1 protein-coding gene (cut by a window edge) is annotated in these 24,952 nt (G+C 56.8%); it reads right to left on the bottom strand.

Annotation, left to right across the window (positions count from 1 at the left end; genetic code table 11):
- On the bottom strand, positions 1-24,656 hold the 5' portion of the coding sequence (locus KKH3_RS06650) for a non-ribosomal peptide synthase/polyketide synthase (RefSeq protein ID WP_052201304.1). 1,075 nt of this gene lie to the left of the window's left edge; only the first 24,656 of its 25,731 coding nucleotides appear in the window; the start codon lies at positions 24,654-24,656; the stop codon falls past the left edge of the window.
- Positions 24,657-24,952: the final 296 nt, after the last annotated feature.

Here is a 24,952-nt window from a genome sequence, read left to right on the forward strand (position 1 = left end):
AGAGTGAAATCACTTAGCTCTACTAGCATACGCCAGGTTGACGGCGTGGCCTGCATGAAGGAGACCGCGTGACGTTCGATCAGCATCGCCAGCTGTTGTGCATCTGCCGCCTGTTCCTGTGTGGCCAGAATCAATCGAGCACCGTTCAATAGCGGTAGGAAAATTTCCAATATGGAGATATCAAAAGACAGAGACGTAACGCCGAGCAGAACATCCTCTTGGGCTATGCCTGGCTCCTTACGCATCGAACAGAGGAAATTAACCATGTTGGCATGTTCAACCATGACACCTTTGGGTTTCCCCGTGGAGCCGGAGGTGTAGATGACATAGGCCAGATGACGTGGTGTTAACCCCCGCTTCCGAGCCTCAGGCGACGTATCGGGTTCGTTATCGAACGGACTGACGTCTCCGCTATCAAGCAGAACTACTGGCAGGTTGCCGTTCATTATCTCGATATGTGCCGACTGCGTGAGCAGAGCGACCGGTTTGGCATCATCGAGCATGTAGCGCAGACGTTCTACGGGATACGTCGGATCTAATGGCACATAGGCTCCGCCCGCTTTGAGAATACCGAGTAGCCCAATAACCATGTTCAGACCGCGTTCGACGCAAATCGCTACCCGCTCATCGGGGCGTACACCGCATGAGAGAAGATGGTGGGCAAGACGATTAGCTTGGCGGTCAAGCTCGTTATAGCTAAGGGCAGTGTCCCCAAATACCACGGCGATAGCATCGGGCGTTCGGGTAACCTGTGCTTCAAACAGTTCGTGGATAAGCGCGTGCTGTGGGATATCCATGTCGGTCGCGTTGAAATCAACCTGTATCTGTTGACGTTCGTCATCCGGCAGTACTGGCAGGCTCAGTATGGAACGCTGAGGTTCTGTTTCCAGTGCGTCAACCAGGCTACTGATGGCCGTCATGAGATAGTTCACCAGACGGTGAGGATCGATGTCTGCCAGTGTCTGCGCAACCAGACTAAATCCTTCATTTCGATCGTCCACTGCAAGCGTGAGTGGATAATTGGTGCGTTCCTCTGACGTCAGCACACGGATGTCGTTTAAGGTATTGTCGGTCGAGTCAGCCTGCGTGTGGCGATAGTTAAGTAAGGCACTGAATAGCGGCATGGGCGGTGTCACACCGCTACAGCGTTGAGCCAATGCCAGCGGCGCTTGCTCATGCTCCAGCAGCAGCATCAAATCGTGCGAGGTTCGCCTAATCACCTCTGCTGCGCCACGATCTGCAAGAGAAATTCGCAGCGGCAGCGTATTGATAAACATCCCCATAATGCGGTCAGCGCCTTCCGTACCAGCAAGACGGCCAAGTAGAACAGAGCCGAATACCACGTCGTCACGGCCGCTGGTTTTCGCCAGAACCTGCGCCCAGGCCACATGGAACAACACGCTGGGGCTGACACCAAGGTGACGAGCCTGTTGTCGAATAGCGGATGCTAGCGTGGCGTCCAATACCAGACGGGCTTCGTGGATGTCCTCGCCGCTCCCTTGTATGTTGAGTAACCCAAAAGGTGCGGTTGGCTCATCAATATCGGCTAGCTGGTCGCGGAAATACGCTTCATGTGCTGAGTTCGGTACGCTTAGCGTCTGGGCGATAAAATTGCGGTACGGGAGCGGAGTCGGTAACGCGTCAGCCCGATGTTGCAATAATAAGCGGATTTCGCTGACGATCAGCGCGAGCGTCATATGATCGCTAATCAGATGATGGAAACTCAGTGCCAGCAACCATTCATTTCGTTTAGGGTCGTGGGCGATATCAGCGCTAAATAACGGTGCCTGACTGAGATCGATCCGGCGTGTGCGCGGCTCAGTATGAGCCTGCAACTGTGCCAGCACGTCGTCCTGTGAGGTCGGTTCAAAATGGTTGATTGGCAATATTGCCTGACGCCAGACTACCTGCACGGGCTGGCTTAAATCCTGCCAGCACACGGCAGTGCGCAGAATATCGTGGCGATTAATAACCTGTTGAAGTGCATCGAGAAATGCATCAAGACGTTCGCGGTGAGTAAAGGCCACCATGCTGCGGAGCAGATAGGTATCGCCCTGTTCTTGCAGGAGATGGTGGAAGAGAATGCCTTCCTGCAACGGTGCGAGCGGATAGATGTCTTGTATATTGCTCGCCCCGCCAGACACCGTTTCGGTGATCCGATCGATCTCCACTTGAGTCAGCGTTGCCAGTGATAGCATATCGGGAGTCACTGCTGTACATCCCGCTGGAATACGATTCGGTGGGACGACAATCGGCGGCCTGTTCTGATACGTTTGTATTGACAGCGCCATTTCACTGAGAACCGGTGTTGAGAAAACACTGCGTACATCTAGCGTCAGGCCCGCATTACGGAGTCGCTCAATCAGGCTGACGATCATCAGCGAGTGGCCGCCGAGCTCGAAGAAGTGGTCGTGACGGCCGACGCGATCTAATCCCAACAGATCTTGCCAAAGTGTTGCCAGGGTGACTTCGACGTCACCTTGCGGCGCTTCATAGCCTCGAGTGACCACCGCAGACTGGGCGGGAACGGGCAGGGCTTTCCGGTCTAGCTTACCGTTTGGCGTAAGTGGGAAAGCATCAAGCATGACAAACGCAGCCGGAATCATATAGTCGGCTAAACGTGTCGAGAGCTGTTGACGTAGGTCGGCAGGTACCAGTTCAGCGTCAGGCTGAGCAATGAGGTAGGCCACCAACCGGGTATCTCTCGGACTGTCTTCACGGGCAATCACTACGGCCTCCTGTACCCCCTGACAGTGCAGGAGGCAGGACTCGATTTCACCCGGTTCAATGCGGAAACCACGCACCTTAATCTGGAAATCGTTACGACCGAGGTATTCGATATTACCGTCGGGCAGCCAGCGGCCGAGGTCACCGGTCTTGTACAGCCGGGCTGCTGTTGAGCCAGAGAACGGGTCGGCAATAAAGCGCTCGGCGGTGAGGTCGGGACGGTTGAGGTAGCCGCGAGCGACGCCGGCCCCGCCGATATAGAGCTCCCCGGCGACGCCGAGCGGAACGGGCTGGCCCTGTGTATCCAGAATATAGATACGGGTATTGGCAATCGGCCGGCCAATGGGAACGCTGTCGGTGAGCGGATTAGGAGTACGGGCATCAAAGGCAATACAGCCGACGACGGTTTCCGTGGGGCCGTATTCGTTGATGATACGGGAGCCGGAAGACAGCGTCTGCCAGAGTGCGACGGTGGCAGAGGAGAGAGCTTCGCCGCCGACAACAAAGAGCAGGTCCGGACAGGCCTGGTGAACGGACTGTCGTTCCTGACCGAGCGCGGCAAGGTGAGTGGGTGTGATTTTGACCAGCGTACCGGGCTGAGCGTCGAGCAGCGCGGGGAGTAACTCGGTCAGTTCCTGCCCGTCGTGAATGAGCCGCATTTTGCCGCCGGACAGGAGAGGCAGATAGAGGCTGGTGACGGTGGCATCAAAGGCGACAGGGGAGGAGACGATACTGTCGAGTGAGCCGGATGTGGCGTAATACTCGCGGGCCCAGAGCAGGTAATTACTGAATCCGCGGTGTTCGACCATGACACCTTTGGGTTTACCGGTGGAGCCGGAGGTGTAAATGACATAGGCGAGATGGGTGGCATTCAGCCCCTGTACCACCGGATTGGTGTCTGGTTCGTCTTCGGTAGCAGACGTATCCAGCAGGACGGTCGGCAGCGGGCTGTGGAGCAGCGCCACCAGAGCCGACTGGGTCAGAAGCACGACCGGGTCGGCATCGTCGAGCATGTAGGCGAGACGTTCGGTCGGATAAGACGGGTCAATCGGAACATAGGCGGCACCGGCCTTGAGGATAGCGAGCAGTCCGAGCACCATCTCGGGGCTGCGTTCAAGGCAAATGGCGACGCGGTCATCGGGTTTAACACCGAGGTTGAGCAGATGGTGTGCGAGTTGGTTGGCGCGGCGGTTAAGCTGGTCATACGTGATGTGCTGTGCTTCGAACACGATGGCGGTGGCATCGGGTGTCTGTTCAGCCTGTTGTTCGAACAGATGGTGAACCAGCGCCGATGGGAGATCGGCATCAGTGGCGTTAAAATCAACCAGCACCTGCCGGCGCTCGGCCTCCGGCAGCATGGGCAGCGAATGAAGCGGCTGCGTGACATCGTCGGCCATCGCCATCAGGATATTTTCTACATAACCCGCCATGCGAGTGATGGTGTCCCGGTCGAACAGGTCGGTGGCATAGATCAGCCCGCCTTCGAGACCGTTTTCCGTTTCGGTCAGGGAAAGTGTCATATCAAAGTGGGTGCTATGCTGCGGCCGCTCAACGGCAGAGAGTGCCAGGTCGGGCAGCGTCAGGGCTTGCGAGGGGGTGTTATTCAGCGACAGCATCACCTGAAAAATGGGGCTGTAACTGAGGCTGCGAGCGGGTTGGAGTGCTTCCACGACCTGTTCAAACGGCAGAGCCTGATGGGCGTAGGCGCTCAGCGCCCGCTCGCGAACCTGCTCGAGCAGTTCCGCAACGGAGTGGCACTGCCCCGGCTCGGTACGCAATGCCAGCGTATTGACGAAGAAGCCGACGATGCCTTCCAGCTCCTGACGGGGGCGGTTGGCGACAGGAGTACCGATGACGATATCATCCTGCCCGCTGAGTCGTGACAGCACCACCGACCATCCGGCAAGCAGTGTCATAAACAGAGTCGACCCCTGCTGCTGACTCAGGGTATGCAGACGACGCAACTGCCCGGCATCCAGATGGAAGGGAACCTGAGCGCCGGCATAGCGTTGAACCGCCGGGCGGGGCCAGTCGGTCGGGAGTTCCAGCAGGGCTGGTGCCCCCAGCAGATGATTGCGCCAGTAGTCACGCAGGTCGTCGAGCGTCTCGCCCTGTAGCCACTGGCGCTGCCAGACCGCGTAATCGGCGTAGTGAACCGGCAGCGGCGGCAGGTGGGCGTCACGTCCTTCAAGCGCGGCCTGATACAGCGCCGCCAGTTCACGTGCCAGAATACCGATGGACCAGCCGTCGGAGATAATGTGGTGCTGGGTCAGCAGCAGCACATGGGTTTTATCATCCAGTTGCAGCAACTGACCGCGGATCAGCGGCCCCTGTGTCAGATCGAAAGGCGCCCGCGCCTCCTGTTCGGCCAGTTCTGCCACGCGTGTGGTGCGTGTCGCCTCGTCCAGCTCACGCAGATCATGGCTGGACAGGCTGAAGCCGAGCGTATCCGGCTCAATCTGCTGGACGGGCTGCCCGTCGACCGAGGTAAAACGGGTACGCAGGCTTTCGTGACGCGCGACCAGCCCGTTGAGCGCGGTCGTGAGTGACGGTCGGTCAAGCTGGCCGGTCAGGCGCAGCGCGGCGGGCAGGTGATAGGCCTGACTGGCGGCCGGATCGAGCTGGGTCAGGAACCACAGCCGCTGCTGGGCAAACGACAGCGGCAGGGGCTGAGTGCGGTCGGCGACGGGCAGGGTGAGCGGTGCATCGTGGGCAGTGGCCGTGACGGCCGCCGCCAGATCGCACAGCGTCGGGTGTGCAAACAGCGTAGCCAGCGCCACGTCCATCCCGGCCTTGTTCATGCGGTTCAGCAACTGCACCGCCAGCAGCGAATGGCCGCCCAGCGCGAAGAAGCTGTCGTGGCGGCCCACTTGCGCCAGCCCCAGCAGGTCTTGCCAGAGCGCGGCCAGCGTCGTTTCGGTCTCCCCCTGTGGTGCTTCATAGTCGCGGGTGGCAAAGGCCGTCTGATCTGGCACCGGCAGAGCCGTGCGGTCAAGCTTGCCGTTCGGGGTGAGCGGCAGGGCGTCAAGCGTGACAAAGGCGGAGGGGATCATGTATTCCGCCAGCGAGGCGGCCAGTTGCTGGCGCAGGCTCGCGGGATGAAGCTCCGCATCTGGCTGGGCGCAGAGATAAGCGACCAGTCGGGTATCGCCGGGGCTGTCTTCACGGGCAATCACCACGGCCTCCTGCACACCCGGACAGCGCAGCAGGCAGGACTCGATTTCACCCGCTTCGATACGGAACCCGCGCACCTTAATCTGGAAGTCGTTACGACCGAGATAGTCAATGCTGCCGTCGGGCAGCCAGCGGGCGAGGTCACCGGTTCTGTACAGCCGGGCTGCTGTTGAGCCAGAGAACGGGTTGGCAATAAAGCGGTCGGCGGTGAGGTCGGGTTGGTGGAGATAGCCGCGGGCGACCCCGGCGCCGCCGATATGGAGTTCCCCCGTGACGCCGATCGGAACGGACTGACCCTGAGCATCGAGAATGTAGATGCGGGTATTGGCGAGCGGTTTACCGATGGTTGGCAGCGGCTGGGTGCGGTCGACCACACAGGCGGTGGCATCAACGGTACATTCGGTCGGGCCGTATACGTTGATAAAGCGGGTGTCGGAAAGCGACGGCAGGCGCGACCAGATGGCGGGTGCAATGGCCTCCCCGCCGACCAGCACCTGCGCGGGTTGATAGGCCGGATCGGTGCCGAGCCCGGCGTCGAGCAGCCACTGCAACTGCACCGGGGTGCAGTCAAACAGGTCGACGGCATGACGGGCGAAATAGCGCCAGAGCTGGCGGGCATCGGCGCGGATGGCCTCGGGCACCAGAACCAGGGTGTGGCCTGACAGCAACTGCATCCAGTTTTTCACCGAGGCATCGAACACGATGCTGGCGTTGAGGGCAATGCGGCTGGGGTGGTCGAGAGCCAGCAGGGGGCGTAATCCGGTGGCAAGGTTAAGCACGTTTTGGTGTGCGACCATGACGCCTTTGGGTTTACCGGTGGAGCCGGAGGTGTAAATGACATAGGCCAGATGAGTGGCGTTCAGCCCCTGTACCACCGGGTTGGTGTCTGGTTCGTCTTCGGTAGCGGACGTATCCAGCAGGACGGTCGGCAGCGGGCTGTGGAGCTGCGCCACCAGAGCCGACTGGGTCAGAAGTACGACGGGAGCCGCATCATCGAGCATGTAGGCGAGGCGCTCTGCCGGATAGGCGGGATCCATCGGGACGTAGGCGGCACCGGCTTTGAGAATGCCGAGCAGACCAACCAGCATCTCGGGACTGCGCTCGACGCAGAGGGCGACGCGGTCATCGGGTTTAACGCCGAGGGTGAGCAGATGATGAGCCAGTTGGTTGGCGCGGCGGTTGAGTTCGCGGTAGGTCAGGTGCTGGTCTTCAAACAGCACGGCGATAGCATTGGGTGTCTGTTCAGCCTGGGCTTCAAAGGGTTGCTGGATCAACGTCTCACGCGGGAAGTCGGCGTCGGTGGCATTGAAATCAACCAGTACCTGCTGGCGCTCGGCTTCCGGCAGCATGGGCAGCGAATGAAGCGGCTGTGTGACATCGTCGGCCATCGCCATCAGGATATTTTCTACATAACCCACCATGCGAGTGATGGTGTCCCGGTCGAACAGATCGGTAGCGTAAATCAGCCCGCCCTCAAGACCCTTTTCGTTCTCGATAAGCGACAACGACAGATCAAAGTGAGTGCGGTTTAATGGTTGCTCAACGGCAGAGAGCGCCAGGTCGGGTAGCGTCAGAGCCTGCGAGGGGGTGTTATTCAGCGACAGCATCACCTGAAAAATGGGGCTGTAACTGAGGTTACGAGCGGGTTGTAGTACCTCGACCACTTGTTCAAACGGCAGAGCCTGATGGGCGTAGGCGCTCAGCGCCCGCTCGCGAACCTGCTCGAGCAGTTCCGCAACGGAGTGGCACTGCCCCGGCTCGGTGCGCAATGCCAGCGTATTGACGAAGAAGCCGACGATGCCTTCCAGCTCCTGACGGGGACGGTTGGCGACCGGGGTGCCGATGACGATATCGTCCTGCCCGCTGAGACGGGACAGCACCACCGACCATCCGGCAAGCAGTGTCATAAACAGAGTCGACCCCTGCTGCTGGCTCAGGGTATGCAGACGACGCAACTGCCCGGCATCCAGATGGAAGGGAACCTGAGCGCCGGCATAGCGTAGAACCGCCGGGCGGGGGCGGTCGGTCGGCAGCGTCAGCAGAGCGGGCGCCCCTTCCAACTGGTGACGCCAGTAGTCACGCAGGTCGTAGAGCGTCTCGCCCTGTAGCCACTGGCGCTGCCAGACGGCGTAATCGGCGTAGTGAACCGGCAGCGGCGGCAGGTGGGCGTCACGTCCTTCAAGCGCGGCCTGATACAGCGCCGCCAGTTCGCGTGCCAGAATACCGATGGACCAGCCGTCGGAGATAATGTGGTGCTGGGTCAGCAGCAGCACATGGGTTTTATCATCCAGTTGCAGCAACTGACCGCGGATCAGCGGTCCCTGTGTCAGATCGAAAGGCGCCCGCTCCTCCTGTTCGGCCAGTTCTGTCACGCGTGTGGTGCGTGTCGCCTCGTCCAGTTCACGCAGATCATGGCTGGACAGGCTGAAGCCGAGCGTATCCGGCTCAATCTGCTGGACGGGCTGCCCGTCGACCGAGGTAAAACGGGTACGCAGGCTTTCGTGACGCGCGACCAGCCCGTTGAGCGCGGTCGTGAGTGACGGTCGGTCAAGCTGGCCGGTCAGGCGCAGCGCGGCGGGCAGGTGGTAGGCCTGACTGGCGGCCGGATCGAGCTGGGTCAGGAACCACAGCCGCTGCTGGGCAAACGACAGCGGCAGGGGCTGTGTGCGGTCGGCGACGGGCAGGGTGAGCGGTGCATCGTGGGCAGTGGCCGTGACGGCCGCTGCCAGATCGCACAGCGTCGGGTGTGCAAACAGCGTAGCCAGCGCTACGTCCATCCCGGCCTTGTTCATGCGGTTCAGCAACTGCACCGCCAGCAGCGAGTGGCCGCCCAGCGCGAAGAAGCTGTCGTGGCGGCCCACTTGCGCCAGCCCCAGCAGGTCTTGCCAGAGCGCGGCCAGCGTCGTTTCGGTCTCCCCCTGTGGTGCTTCATAGTCGCGGGTGGCAAAGGCCGTCTGATCCGGTGTCGGCAGAGCCGTGCGGTCAAGCTTGCCGTTCGGGGTGAGCGGCAGGGCGTCAAGCGTGACAAAGGCGGAGGGGATCATGTATTCCGCCAGCGAGGCAGCCAGTTGCTGGCGCAGGCTCGCGGGATGAAGCTCAGCATCTGGCTGGGCGCAGAGATAAGCGACCAGTCGGGTATCGCCGGGGCTCTCTTCACGGGCAATCACCACGGCCTCCTGCACACCCGGACAGCGCAGCAGGCAGGACTCGATTTCACCCGCTTCGATACGGAACCCGCGCACCTTAATCTGGAAGTCATTACGACCGAGATAGTCAATGCTGCCGTCGGGCAGCCAGCGGGCGAGGTCACCGGTTTTGTAGAGCCGGGCTTCTGTAGAGTCAGAGAACGGGTCGGCAATAAAGCGGTCGGCGGTGAGGTCGGGTTGGTGGAGATAGCCGCGGGCGACCCCGGCGCCGCCGATATGGAGTTCCCCCGTGACGCCGATCGGAACGGGCTGACCCTGAGCATCGAGAATGTAGATGCGGGTATTGGCGAGTGGTTTACCGATGGTTGGCAGCGGCTGGGTGCGGTCGATCACACAGGCGGTGGCATCAACGGTACATTCGGTCGGGCCGTATACGTTGATAAAGCGGGTGTCGGAAAGCGACGGCAGGCGCGACCAGATGGCGGGTGCAATGGCCTCCCCGCCGACCAGCACCTGCGCGGGTTGATAGGCCGGATCGGTGCCGAGCCCGGCGTCGAGCAGCCACTGCAACTGCACCGGGGTGCAGTCAAACAGGTCGACGGCATGACGGGCGAAATAGCGCCAGAGCTGGCGGGCATCGGCGCGGATGGCCTCGGGCACCAGAACCAGAGTGTGGCCTGACAGCAGCTGTATCCAGTTTTTCGCCGAGGCATCGAACACGATGCTGGCGTTGAGGGCAATGCGGCTGGGGTGGTCGAGAGCCAGCAGGGGGCGTAATCCGGTGGCAAGGTTAAGCACGTTTTGGTGTGCGACCATGACGCCTTTGGGTTTACCGGTGGAGCCGGAGGTGTAAATGACATAGGCCAGATGAGTGGCGTTCAGCCCCTGTACCACCGGGTTGGTGTCTGGTTCGTCTTCGGTGGCGGACGTATCCAGCAGGACGGTCGGCAGCGGGCTGTGGAGCTGCGCCACCAGAGCCGACTGGGTCAGAAGCACGACGGGAGCCGCATCATCGAGCATGTAGGCGAGGCGCTCCGCCGGATAGGCGGGATCCATCGGGACGTAGGCGGCACCGGCTTTGAGAATGCCGAGCAGACCAACCAGCATCTCGGGACTGCGCTCAACGCAGAGGGCGACGCGGTCATCGGGTTTAACGCCGAGGGTGAGCAGATGATGAGCCAGCTGGTTGGCGCGGCGGTTAAGCTGGTCATACGTGATGTGCTGTGCTTCGAACACGACGGCGATAGCATCGGGGGTCTGCTCGGCCTGGGCTTCAAAGGGTTGCTGAATCAACGTCTCGCGCGGGAAGTCGGCGTCGGTGGCATTGAAATCAACCAGCACCTGCTGGCGCTCGGCTTCCGGCAATATAGGCAGGTTTAACGCCATCCGCTGAGGTGTTTTCTCCAACGACGTGACCAAATTCTCGATCGCGGTAAGCATATAGTGAACAATCCGTTCAGGATCGACGCCCATTACGGTTTTTGCGGTCAGGTTAAAGCCATCGCCCAGATCGTCTACTGACATCGTGATTGGATAGTTAGTACGCTCTCGCCCACTCAATTGGCGCATGCCCTCCCAAAATGGATTACTGGCATCTTTTTGGGAATGGCGATAGTTGAATAGCGTACTGAACAGTGGCAGAGGAGGGAGAACCTGACTACATTGTTGAGCCAAGGCCAGAGGGGCTTGTTCATGTAGTAGCAACGTCATCAACTCATGAGACGTGGTCTGAATAACATCGATTACGCTGCGTTCACGGAGTGATACACGCAGCGGTAGCGTGTTAATGAACATTCCCATCACCCGATCAGCACCCGAACTTCCCTGTAAGCGGCCGGAGAGCACGGAACCAAAGACCACGTCATCACGACCGCTGGTCAGTGCGAGAACTTGTGCCCAGGCAACGTGGAATAGCACGCTTGAGCTAATCCCCAGATGGCGAGTCTGGCGGCGGATGTCATCAGCTAGCAAAGGGTCGAGTGAAAGATGGGCTTCGGTGATGTCCTCGCCGTTGCCTTGAACATCCACGCGATCGAACGGTGCTGTCGGCGCGTCAATATCCGCCAGTCGGTTGCGAAAATAGTGCTCATGCTCTGAAAGTGGGACGCTCAGAATCTGCGAGATAAAGTTACGATACGGTAGCGGTTCAGGCAGATCTTCAGCTCGATCCTGTAACAGTAAGCGGATCTCATCGATGATCAACGCCTGTGTCATATGGTCGCTGATTAAATGATGGATACTCAACGACAATAGCCATTCGCCGCTCATTGGATCATGTACCGTTGTTGCCGAAAGCAGCGGTGCATGGTTGAGATTGATTCGGTGATTGCTGGGATCGGTAGCGGCGCGTAATTGAGCTGGAATATCGTCTGATGACGTTGTCGTTAGGGTGTTTACCTCCAGTGCTGCCTGTCGCCAAACGACTTGTACAGGTTGATGAATCCCCTGCCAGCAGATAGCGGTGCGCAGGATATCATGGCGTGCGATAACCTGTTGCAATGTATCGAGAAAAGCGTCAAGTCGAACTTGAGTGTCAAAGGCGAGCAGGCTGTTTAACAGATAGGTATCGCCTTTCTCCTGTAGCTGATAATGGAACAGGATGCCTTCCTGCAAGGGAGCCAGAGGGTAGATATCCTGCACATTGGCTACGCCGTTGGGTACTGTCGCGATAACCGTATCGATTTCTTCCTGAGACAGTGTGACCAGTGGCAACAGCTCGGGCGTAATGATTGTGGCGTCTGTGGTAATCCGATTAGGCGGGACGATGAACGCCGATTTATCTTGGTTCTCCAGTATTTCCTGCGCCATGTCGCAGAGAACAGGGGTAGAAAAGAGGCTTCGGGCTTCAAGTGTCCAGCCAAGGCTGCGTAGACGTTCAATGAGTCTGACGATCATCAGCGAATGACCACCGAGTTCGAAGAACTGATCGTGTCGTCCGACGCGATCAAGCCCTAGCAGGTCTTGCCAGATTTGCGCGAGCGCCACTTCCAACTCACCCTGTGGGGCTTCATAGCTGTGACGGGCGACGGCGATTTGGCCTGGCACGGGAAGTGCATTACGGTCGAGTTTCCCGTTCGGTGTGAGCGGGAAAGCATCAATCACGACAAAAGCAGAAGGCAGCATATACTCTGCCAGGGACTGGCTGAGCTGCTGACGCAGGTCGGCCGGATCCAGTTCCGCCCCCGCTTGCGGGCAGAGGTAGGCCACCAGTCGGGTGTCGCTGGGGCTCTCTTCACGGGCAATCACCACGGCTTCGCCGACGCCGTTGCACTGCATCAGGCGTGATTCTATTTCACCCAGCTCAATGCGGAAACCGCGCAGTTTGATTTGGAAGTCGTTACGACCCAGATACGCTATATTGCCATCCGGCAACCAGCGCCCAAGGTCTCCGCTCTTATAAAGTCGTGCATCAGGATGATCGCTAAACGGATCGGCAATAAAACGCTCTGCCGTCAATGCCGGTCGATCAAGATAGCCACGGGCGACGCCCGCTCCGCCAATATAGATTTCACCCACGACACCAAGGGGCACGGGCTGTTGTTGCTCATCCAAAATATAGATGTGCGTATTGGCAATCGGGCGACCAATGGGGGGCGCTCCGCTATGGCTCGCATCGCAGTGAGACAAGGTCGCGCAGACGGTAATTTCCGTTGGACCGTAGGCATTAAACACGCATCGGCCTGGTGCCCATCGCTTAACCTGTGCCGCTGTACACGCTTCTCCTCCCAGAATCAGCGTCTTCAACAGAGGCAGTTCGGCTTCAGACGGCAAGGCACTGGCGGCAATAGGCGGTAATAATGCATGAGTCACTGACTGCGTTTGCAGTGTCGTCAGCAATGGCTCGCCGGGCAGTAATGCTTCTTTGGGCGCAAGTACCAGACAACCGCCATGAGAAAGCGTTGTCGCGATTTCAAAAACACAGGCATCGAAACTGAAGGAAGCAAACTGCAACAGACGGCTGTCGCGGGTGATATTGAGGGTACCCGCTAGCGCATCAACCAGATTACATACGCTGTGATGTTCAACCATGACGCCTTTGGGTTTCCCCGTGGATCCCGAAGTGTAGATCACATACGCCAGATGGTGCGGCGTCAGGCCGAATGACTGTGGTTCAGGATTACTGTCTGGCACCTCGTCAGCGATAGCGGCTGGCAGATTATCGAGCGCGATCGTGGGCAGCGGGCTATTCAACAAGGTGACCCGATCGGTTTGCGTCAGCAGCGCAACAGGTTTTGCATCTTCCAGCATGTAAGTCAGTCGATCGATAGGGTAAGACGGATCCAGCGGGACGTAGGCAGCACCTGCTTTGAGGATACCGAGCAAACCAATAATCATCTCTGGACCACGCTCAATGCAAATGGCGACTCGGTCATCCGGCTGTACACCGATCGTGAGGAGATGATGAGCGAGACGGTTAGCACGGCGGTTGAGTTGATCGTAACTGAGTGTGTGTTCACCGAATACGATGGCAACCGCATCCGGCGTCTGTCGTGCGGCGTGTTCAATCCGTTCGTGAATCAGCGCATGCGGCAGGATATCCGTGTCGGTGGCGTTAAAATCAATCAATAACTGTTGACGTTCTGCTTCTGGCAGCACGGATAGACGGCGTATTGGTCGCTGGGGCTCCGTTTTCAATGTAGCAATCAGGCCGCTGATTGCCGTCATCAGATAATTCACTATGCGCTCAGGATCGACTCCCTCGATGGCTTGCGCTTCGAGGCTGAACGCGCTCCCCCGATCGTTGACAGAAAGAATGAGTGGATAATTGGTGCGTTCTTCTGACGTGAGCAAACGCATTCCGCTCCAGGCACTATCGTCAATATATTGTGAGCTATGACGATAGTTGAACAGCGTGCTGAACAATGGCATCGGTGGTGTTACGCCGCTACAGCGTTGAGCCAATGCCAGTGAGGCTTGTTCATGTTCCAGCAGCGTCATGAGATCGTGCGAGGTGCGCTGAACGACTTCTGCTGCGCTGTGATCGCTGAGCGATACTCGTAACGGCAGGGTATTGATGAACATTCCCATGATCCGGTCGGCATCGGCGGTACCCGCGAGTCGACCAAGCAAAACGGAACCAAATACGACGTCATCACGACCGCTGGTCTGTGCCAGCACCTGTGCCCAGGCTACATGGAATAGCACGCTGGGGCTGACGCCCAAACGGCGAGCCTGACTGCGAATCGCCGATGCCAATGTGGTTTCCAGAGGCAAGTGTGCTTCGGTGATGCTGCCACCGTCTCCTTGTACATCCAGCAGGCCAAAAGGCGCTGTTGGTGCATCGATATCAGCTAGCTGTTCGCGGAAATAGGCCTCATGTTCTGAGGTCGGTACATTTAAGGTTTGGTAGATGAAATTACGATACGGTAGCGGCGTCGGCAGGGCATCCTGCTGACCCTGCAACAACTGACGGATTTCCCCGACGATCAGCGCCAGCGTCATATGGTCACAGACCAGATGGTGAAAACGTAGCGCCAGCAGCCATTCCCCCGTAGCGGGATCGTGGGCAATGTCGGCCGAGAGCAACGGTGCCTGATTCAGATTAAGGCGATGGGTGCGTGGATCGGTTTGTTGTTTCAACTGAGTCAGCACGTCATCTGATGAGGTGGGTTCGAAAGTATTGACGGGCAAGATCGCCTGACGCCAGACCACCTGTAGCGGTTGATTTAGCCCCTGCCAGCAGACGGCCGTGCGCAGAATGTCATGACGTTCAATCACCTGCTGAAGTGCAGTCAGGAAAGCATCGAGATGTTCACGGGTATCAAACGCTGCCAGATTTCTTAATAGGTAGGCATCGCCGTGTTTTTGCATTTGGTGATGGAAAAGAATGCCTTCCTGCAAAGGCGAGAGCGGGTAGATATCCTGTACGTTGGCAGCTCCGCCAGTGACGGTAGCCACTACCGTATCGATCTCCGGCTGCGTGAGTGTTACCAGCGGCAGCAGGTCGGGCGTGATGGCGGTACAGTCCTCTGGAATACGATTAGGCGGCACGACAAACGCGGGCTCATCCTGATGTGCCAGTATTGCCTGTGCCATTTCACTGAGTACCGGTGTGGAGAAAACCCCTCTCACATCAAGCGAGTAGCCCTGACGCCGCATTTCTTCGATCAGATTCACTATCATCAGGGAGTGGCCGCCGAGCTCGAAGAAGTGGTCATGGCGGCCAACGCGTGCCAGTCCCAGCAGTTCCTGCCAGACAGCGGCGAGAGCCATTTCGACATCCCCCTGCGGGGCTTCGTAGTCGCGGGTGGCGACGGCGGACTGGTCGGGAGCGGGCAGCGCCTTGCGATCGAGCTTGCCATTCGGGGTAAGCGGGAAGGCGTCGAGGGTGACGAAGGCACCGGGCACCATGTACTCGGCCAGATGCAGGCTTAACTGCTGACGCAGGTCGGCCGGGTCGGGCGTGATGCCGGGCTGCGGACAGAGGTAGGCGACCAGCCGGGTATCGCCGGGGCTGTCCTCGCGGGCAACCACCACGGCGTCCTGTATGCCGGTACACTGCATGAGACGGGCTTCGATTTCGCCGAGTTCGATACGGAAGCCGCGGAGCTTGACCTGAAAGTCGTTACGGCCGAGGTATTCGATGCTGCCGTCGGGCAGCCAGCGGGCGAGGTCACCGGTCTTGTAGAGCCGGGCATCGGGGCGGTCGCTGAACGGGTCGGGAATGAAGCGCTCGGCGGTGAGGTCAGGACGGTTGAGGTAGCCGCGCGCCACACCGACGCCGCCGATATGGAGCTCGCCGGCGACGCCGAGTGGCACGGGCTGGCCGAGGGCGTCGAGGATATAGATTTGGGTGTTGGCGATAGGGCGGCCAATGGGAACGACGCTGCGATGGTCGTCCGGCTGACAGGCCCAGAAGGTGACGTCAATGGCGGCCTCGGTGGGGCCGTAGAGGTTGTGTAGCTGGGCATTGAAACGGGCAAAGAAGCGCTGCTGTAGCTCGGCCGGGAGGGCTTCGCCGCTACAGATGACGCGTCGCAGAGAATCACAGGCGCAGCCGGCATCAGCCCAGAGGACGAACTGCTGTAGCATGGACGGCACGAAGTGCAGGGTGGTGATACCGGTCTGCTCGATAAGGTGAGCGAGGTAGTCGGCATCCTTGTGGCCGTCGGGTCGAGCCATGACGAGGCGTGCACCGTAGAGCAGCGGCCAGAAGAACTCCCAGACGGAGACGTCAAAGCTGAAGGGGGTTTTTTGCAGCACACGGTCATCGTGGGTGAGGCGATAGGTGTTCTGCATCCAGACGAGGCGGTTGCAGAGTCCGCGATGGCTGTTCATGACGCCCTTGGGCTTGCCGGTGGAGCCGGAGGTGTAGATGACATAGGCCAGATGGTGAGCGTCGAGGCCGGCGACGTGGGGGTTGTCCTCACTGAGATGGCTGACGTCGGCGGTATCGAGCAGGACGACCGGCAGGGAATGGGTCTGAAGCTCATGGCGGTCGGCCTGGGTGAGCAGGGCGACGGGAGCGGCATCGTCGAGCATGTAGGCGAGTCGCTCGGCGGGATAGCCGGGGTCGAGCGGGACGTAGGCGGCGCCGGCCTTGAGAATGCCGAACAGTCCGATGACCATGTCGACGGAGCGCTCGACGCAGATGGCGATGCGGTCATCGGGTTTAACGCCGAGGGCGATGAGGTGATGAGCGAGCTGGTTGGCGCGGCGGTTGAGCACCTGATAGGAAATGTGCTGGTCTTCAAAGAGTACGGCGATGGCGTGTGGTGTAAGAGCGGCCTGTTCTTCGAAGAGTTGATGGATGAGGGCGTCGTGTGGGAAAGGCGCGTCGGTGGCGTTGAAGTCGAGCATGACCTGCCGGCGTTCGCTGTCCGACAGGATTGGCAGGGTAGCGACAGGCTGTGTTGCATCGTCGGCCATCGCCATTAAAACATTTCGCAGATAGCCTTTGAGTCGGACAATCGTTTCGCGATCAAAGAGGTCGGTGGAATAGATCAGCCCGCCTTCGAGACCGTTTTCTGTTTCGGTCAGGGAAAACGTCATATCAAAGTGGGTACTACGCTGTGGACGCTCAATGGCTGAGAGCTCAAGGCCGGGCAGCGTTAGGGTCTGCATTGGCGTGTTATTAAGCGACAGCATCACCTGGAATATAGGGCTGTAACTGAGGCTGCGAGCGGGTTGCAGTGTTTCCACTACTTGTTCGAAAGGCAGATCCTGATTGGTATAAGCGGCAATTGCCCGTTTACGAATTTGAGTAAAGAGATCGCCGACCGTCTGGCACTGGCTCGGGGTGATCCGCAGAGCCAGCGTATTGACAAAAAAGCCGATCAGCCCTTCAGTTTCGCTGTGTTTACGGTTAGCGAGTGGTGTACCAACGACGATATCGCCCTGTCCGCTCAGGCGGGAGAGTACCACACTCCATACGGCGAGCAGCGTCATAAACAGGGTCGTCCCCTGCTGGCGACATAATGTTTGCAAAGCTGCCAGCTCTTCTGGATCGAGTCTGACGGGAAGAATGTTGCCTTCGTAGCGTTGTACTGATGGGCGAGGCCGATCGGTAGGCAGTTCTAGCAGGGCGGGCGCATCTTGCAACTGCTGACGCCAAAAATCACGCAGGTCATTGAGCGTATCGCCTTGCAGCCACTGACGCTGCCAGACGGCGTAGTCGGCGTACTGAATTGGCAGCGGCGGTAAGTGCGGGTCACTGCCATCCAGCGCAGCCTGATACAGCGCCGCCAGCTCACGTGCCAGAATGCCGATAGACCAGCCGTCGGAGATAATGTGGTGCATGGTCAGCAGCAGTACATGTATCTCATCACCCAGTTGTAGCAACTGACCGCGGATTAGCGGCCCTTCTGTCAAATTGAAGGACTTGCGAGATTCCTGAGTGGCAAGTTCAGATACGCGCTGTGCGCGGGTCGCCTCATCCAGTTCACGTATATCGAGACAGGACAGGCTAAAGCCGATGGTCTCTGGATCAATATGCTGGCAGGGTTGACCGTTAACTGAGATAAAACGGGTACGCAGGCTTTCGTGACGCCCGACCAGTCTATCAAGTGCGGTGATGAAAGCATGCCTGTCGAACCGGCCAATGAGGCGCAATGCGGCAGGTAGATTATAGGCGCGGCTGGCCGTTGGATCGAGCTGTGTAAGGAACCACAGCCGTTGTTGAGAAAACGAAAGCGGTAGCGGTTGACTGCGGTCTGCAAGTGGGATGGCTGTGACCGTAATCGTGGACGTATTGGTAAGTTCCTGTGCAAGATCGCTGAGAACGGGACAGGAGAAAATTTTCTGTACCTGAAGATCCAGTCCTAACATCTGACGTACACGCGTGACACATTGCACGGCGAGTATTGAGTGACCGCCAAGTTCAAAAAAGTGATCGTGACGTCCGATACGTTCCAGCCCCAGTAAATTCTGCCATATCTCAGTCAAAGCCATTTCCAATTCACCCACAGGGGCTTCGTAGCCACGGCTGACAATCGCGGAGTGTTCTGGCACCGGTAGGGCTTTGCGGTCGAGCTTGCCGTTCGGCGTAAGTGGAAAGGCGTCAAGGGTGACAAAGGCACCGGGCACCATGTACTCAGCCAGATGGAGAGCAAGTGCTTTGCGCAATACTGAAGGGATGAGTTCTGTGCCAGGTTGTGCGATGAGATAGGCCACTAGCCGGGTATCGCCGGGGCTATCTTCACGGGCAATGACCAGCGCCTCCTGTACGCCGTGGCACTGCAACAGGCGGGCTTCGATTTCACCCGGTTCAATGCGGAAACCACGCACCTTAATCTGGAAATCGTTACGACCGAGGTATTCGATATTACCGTCGGGCAGCCAGCGGCCGAGGTCACCGGTCTTGTACAGCCGGGCTGCTGTTGAGCCAGAGAACGGGTCGGCAATAAAGCGCTCGGCGGTGAGGTCGGGACGGTTGAGGTAGCCGCGAGCGACGCCGGTTCCGCCGATATAGAGCTCTCCGGCGACGCCGAGCGGAACGGGCTGGCCCTGTGCATCCAGAATATAGATACGGGTATTGGCAATCGGCCGGCCAATGGGAACGCTGTCGGTGAGCGGATTAGGGGTACGTGCATCAAAGGCAATACAGCCGACGACGGTTTCCGTGGGGCCGTATTCGTTGATGATACGGGAGCCGGAAGACAGCGTCTGCCAGAGTGCGACGGTGGCAGAGGAGAGTGCTTCGCCGCCAACAACAAAGAGCAGGTCCGGGCAGGCCTGGTGAACGGACTGTCGTTCCTGACCGAGCGCAGCAAGGTGAGTGGGTGTGATTTTGACCAGCGTACCGGGCTGAGCGTCGAGCAGCGCGGGGAGTAATTCGGTCAGCTCCTGCCCGTCGTGAATGAGCCGCATTTTGCCGCCGGACAGGAGGGGCAGATAGAGGCTGGTGACGGTGGCATCAAAGGCGACAGGAGAGGAGACGATGCTGTCGAGTGAGCCGGATGTGGCGTAAAACTCGCGCGCCCAGAGCAGGTAATTACTGAATCCGCGGTGTTCGACCATGACACCTTTGGGTTTACCGGTGGAGCCGGAGGTGTAAATGACATAGGCGAGATGGGTGGCATTCAGCCCCTGTACCACCGGATTGGTGTCTGGTTCGTTTTCGGTAGCAGACGTATCCAGCAGGACGGTCGGCAGCGGGCTGTGGAGCAGCGCCACCAGAGCCGACTGGGTCAGGAGCACGACCGGGTCGGCATCGTCGAGCATGTAGGCGAGACGTTCAGTCGGATAAGACGGGTCAAGCGGAACATAGGCGGCACCGGCCTTGAGGATAGCGAGCAGTCCGAGCACCATCTCGGGGCTGCGTTCGACGCAAATGGCGACGTGGTCATCGGGTTTAACACCGAGGGTGAGCAGATGGTGTGCGAGTTGGTTGGCGCGGCGGTTAAGCTGGTCATACGTGATGTGCTGTGCTTCGAACACGATGGCGGTGGCATCGGGCGTCAGTTCAGCCTGTTGCTCAAACAGATGGTGAACCAGCGCCGATGGGAGGTCGGCATCAGTGGCGTTGAAGTCGAGCAGCAATCTCTGACGTTCTTCTTTAGGTAAGATCGATACGCTGAGAATAGGGCGTTGTGGATCGGATTCCAGCGCGTCAACCAGACCGCGCAGCGCCGTCTCCAGATAGCGGGCGATACGCGCCGGATCGACGCTTGCGATGGTCTGAGAAAGTATCTCAATACCGTCACCTTGATCGTCCACAGAAAGATTAAAGGGATAGGTGGTGCGTCTGCTTTCAGCCAACAGCGTCATCCCTGCCCACGTTGTCGCCGCCGTATTTGCCTGAGTTCGACGATAGTTGAGAAGCGTGCTGAAAAGCGGTATCGGGGGCACAACGCTGCTGCATCGTTGCGCGAGCGCCAGAGGGGCCTGCTCATGCTCCAGTAAGGATAAAAGCGCATTGTTAGTGCTATGCACGATGCCTAGTACGCTGCGATCGTTAAGGGTAATGCGTAACGGTAACGTATTGACGAACAACCCCATGACATGGTCAGCACCGCTGAAACCTTGCAGGCGGCCTAGTAATACCGAACCGAAGATAACATCGTTGCTGCCGCTGATTTGTGCCAAAACCTGTGCCCAGGCAACATGGAACAAGACACCTGGGCTGACGCTACATTGACGTGCATGGTGATAGATAGCACCGGCTAAGTCCTGATCTAATGAGAGCGTGGCTTCAGCCATCTCTCCGTCATAATCCTGAACCTGAGTCAGACCAAAGGGGAGCGTAGGTGTATCGACATCGGCCAGGCGAGAACGGAAGTATTGTTCGTGAACGGTGTTGGGAATGCTGAGAACATGAGCGATAAAGTTACGATAAGGCTGAGGTATCGGGAGTTCATCCGCTTTCCCCCACAGCATAAGGCGGACTTCCGCGATAATCAGGTCAAGCGTCATGTGGTCGCTGACGAGATGATGAGTTCTTAGTGCCATCAGCCACTCGTTGCGTGACGGATCGTAGACGATATCAGCAGCCAGTAGAGGTGCCTGATTTAGATCGAGACCGCGCGTTTGAGGAGAAATATAGGCCTGTAATTGAGTGGCGATATCTTCTGACGATTCTGGTTCGAAGGTGTTCACCGGCAGCGGTGCATGACGCCAGACTACCTGCACTGGCTGGCTCAGACCTTGCCAGCAGATAGCGGTACGAAGGATATCGTGGCGATCGATAACCTTTTGTAGGGTATTCAGAAAAATGTCGAGACGTTCTCGAGTATCGAAGGCAACTAATAGGTCTAACTGGTACACATCACCCGTTTGCTGATACAGGCGGTGGAAAAAAATGCCTTCCTGTAGCGGAGCAAGTGGATAGATATCTTGTATATTGGCGACCCCACCCGGCACCGAACTGGTGATAGTGTCTATTTCAAATTGCGAAAGGGTAACCAGTGGTAATTGATCCGGTGTAATAGTGGTGCAATCCTGACGAATGAGATTAGGAGGAATGACTGGCACGGCGTCGTTTTGATGGATCTGTATTGCATGAGCCATTTCATACAGCACAGGGGATGAGAAGGCGCTGCGAACATCGAGCGTTTTTCCTTGATTACGCAACTGTTCAATCAGGCTAACAACCATGAGCGAGTGGCCACCAAGTTCAAAGAAATGGTCATAGCGGCTAATACGGTCTACGCCTAACAATGCCTGCCAGATAGTGGCCAGCATTGTTTCCATTTCTCCCTGTGGTGCTTCGTAGTGGCGCGTGACCATCGCGGATTGATCGGGCTTAGGTAGCGCTTTGCGGTTGAGTTTACCGTTTGGGGTAAGCGGGAACGTATCCAGCGCGACAAATGCGCTGGGAATCATATACTCCGCCAAACGCTGTGAAAGCTGTAGACGCAGATCGGCTGGGGTTGGCTGAGTATCCTGCTGAGCCTGAAAATAGGCTACCAGACGTTTATCGCCGGGTGTATCTTCGCGAACAATGACGACAGCTTCCTGAATCCCAGGATGTTGCATAAGGATGGATTCAATTTCACCAAGTTCAAGACGGAAACCGCGCAGTTTGACTTGAAAGTCATTACGTCCCAGATAGGCGATACTACCGTCGTAATGCCAGCGACCGAGATCGCCGGTTTTGTAGAGTTTGGCATCTTGTTTATCGACAAAAGGATTGGCAATAAAACGCTCTGCGGATAGCTCGGGGAGATTGAGGTAGCCGCGCCCTACGCCAGCCCCGCCAATGTAGATCTCTCCACTCACGCCGATAGGCACGGGTTGGCCCTGCGCATCCAGAATATAGACTTTTGTATTGGTGAGAGGGCGACCGATAGAGGGAGCGGGCTGTGAGGCGTCGATAAGGCAGGCGGTGGCATCAACGGTACATTCTGTCGGCCCATAGACGTTGATAAATCGGGTACCGGTAAGCAACTGCAAACGGGACCAGATACCCTGTGAAATGGCATCTCCACCGATGAGAACCTGCTCAGGTTGATAGTCAGGGTCGGTGCCGAGGCCAGCGTCCAGTAGCCATTGCAGTTGGACTGGCGTGCAGTCAAATAGATCAGCAGCATGGCGGGAAAAATAGTGCCAGAGCTGTTGTGCATCGGTACGGATTGCGTCCGGGACGATCATCAGCGTGTGGCCTGATAGTATTTGAATCCAGTTTTGCACCGAGGCATCGAACACAATGCTGGCATTGAGGGCAATGCGCTTGGGGTGTTCGAACGCGAGTAGCGTTTTCAGACCGGTGGCAAGGTTGAGTACGTTTCTGTGTGTGACCATTACTCCTTTGGGCTTACCCGTGGAGCCGGAGGTATAAATCACATAGGCCAAATGTGTTGACGTCACTCCCAGCGCCTGAGCATCAGGATTCGATGTGTCGTAAGCATCAAAGTTATCGGTATCAAGCATGATCGCCGGAATATCCGCGGTCTGTATTACTATCTGGTTCGCCTGAGTCAGCAATGCCACCGGTTTAGCATCATCGATCATGTAGGCCAATCGCTCAGCCGGATAGGTCGGATCGAGCGGTACATAAGCGGCACCCGATTTCAGTATCCCCATCATGCCAACGATCATTTCCAGACTGCGTTCTACGCACAGCGCTACCCGATCGTCTGGCTTAATGCCCAAAGTAAGCAGGCGATGCGCTAACTGGTTCGCACGACGGTTGAGTTCTGCATAACTGAGCGATTGCGTTTCAAAGACCACTGCGATTGCATTAGGCGTGAGTTCGACTTGCTGTTCGAAACGCTGATGTATCAAGGTGTGTTGCGGGAACTCGGCATCAGTGGAATTGAAATCTACGACGATTTGCTGGCGTTCTGTGGGGGGCAAGATCGGCGCATTCTCAACGGTCATATCCAGAGAAGCCATCGCTGCATCCACCAGCATGGCCAGACGTGATTGTATGGTCATCACGTCTTCACGATTCAGGTAGCGTGTGTCGAAATTGAATTCTATTGTTACGGGGCTATTTTTATCTTCAAAGTCATACTGATAAATACTGATGGCGAGAGGGAACTGTGTTGCTCTGTGCGGGGTTTGGAGGGTAGTGTGAGTCCCTTCCATATGCACGTTAATATCAAACCACTCAAGCGATAACGTAATATCAAAAAGCTGAGCACGACCTGTTTTTTGTCTAATTCGTGTGTTCTGGTTAATTTCTGTTATGGGTAATCGCTGGTGTTTATAACAATGGCGTAGCTCCATTGCCACGTTACGCATAATATCAAGGAAAGAATCTTCTTTTTTAATGCTCACGCCGATAGGAATAACGGATGAAAACATCCCTATTGTATTCTTTTGTTTTGCATTTCTACGATTATGAATCGGAATGCCAATAACAATGTCTTCTGTTTCTGTCGTCCGCGAAAAATAACAGGCGAGAATGGCGTACATAAAATGAAGAACTGAGAGCCCATGTTCCGCCGCAATATTTTCAATCTTATGAAAGTATTCACTTTCTAATTGCCAAAGATGAGGAGCAGGGAGTTCGTTCGTCAACTCCTCATCTTGGCTTGAGATTGGAATCAATGCTGGCGGTAGCGTTTTGTAACGATCCAACCAGAATTTCAGATCAGACTGATAATGTTTCGAATCAAGATAAATTAAATCCTCAGCGATGTAATCAAGGTAGGAAGGAGCGACTTCGCCCGCATTATCATCTTTGTTTTTCAATCGGTTGTAGGTAATAACAAGTTCATTAAGCAGTAATTTCAAGCTCCACCCATCGGCTACCAGATGGTGGCAGCAAAATTGCCAATACCAATGTGTATCGCTAACCCTCAAAAGATCGGAAGACCACAGTTTTCCACGGAGATCAAAGGGACGCATCCATGTTGCATGGATATGCTGCTGTGCTCGCTCTTCCGCATCGTCATATTGCGAAAAGTCATACACGTTTATCGATGAAGAGGATGCATTTACCAGTGTCTGGAAAGGAAGACCGTGAGTGTGGACGAGCTGTAAATGCAATACATCATGGCGAGCGACAAGTATTTCAAAAGCCTGGTTAAAAAGCGTTTCATCCAGATATTCATCGATACGAAGTCGTGTACCAATGTTGTAATTCGGTGATTCTGGGTTAAGTGTCTGATCGAGCCAGACAACCTGCTGTGTGGAGCTAAGCGGTAATTTGTTAGAGTCAGAGGAATGGTCACTGTTTAAGACGGATTGGTTTTTCGAAGAATGATTTTGAATAGATGACATTGAAGGACTCCAATTCTGGTTCACTTAGGCTGTGTTTTTAACTAAGTTCACATTCCTACTAGATTTTTATGACTTTATTTGCCTGCTATTAATTAATTTAAGTAATGCTTTGTTTTTGGGCATAGCTCAGCGGGCGAAGATAATTTCGCTCAATTTATGCATCTAATTGATTAATTAAATTGGTTTTTATGTTATGAAAATAAAATTTAACAGCGTGATTTTTTGAGGTTTGGATTAAATATAGACGTGGATTTTGGTTTATCAATTAAAAATATTAATTAATTGTCGGTGGTGAA

The sequence above is a fragment of the Pectobacterium actinidiae genome, assembly GCF_000803315.1.
Lineage (GTDB): Bacteria > Pseudomonadota > Gammaproteobacteria > Enterobacterales > Enterobacteriaceae > Pectobacterium > Pectobacterium actinidiae.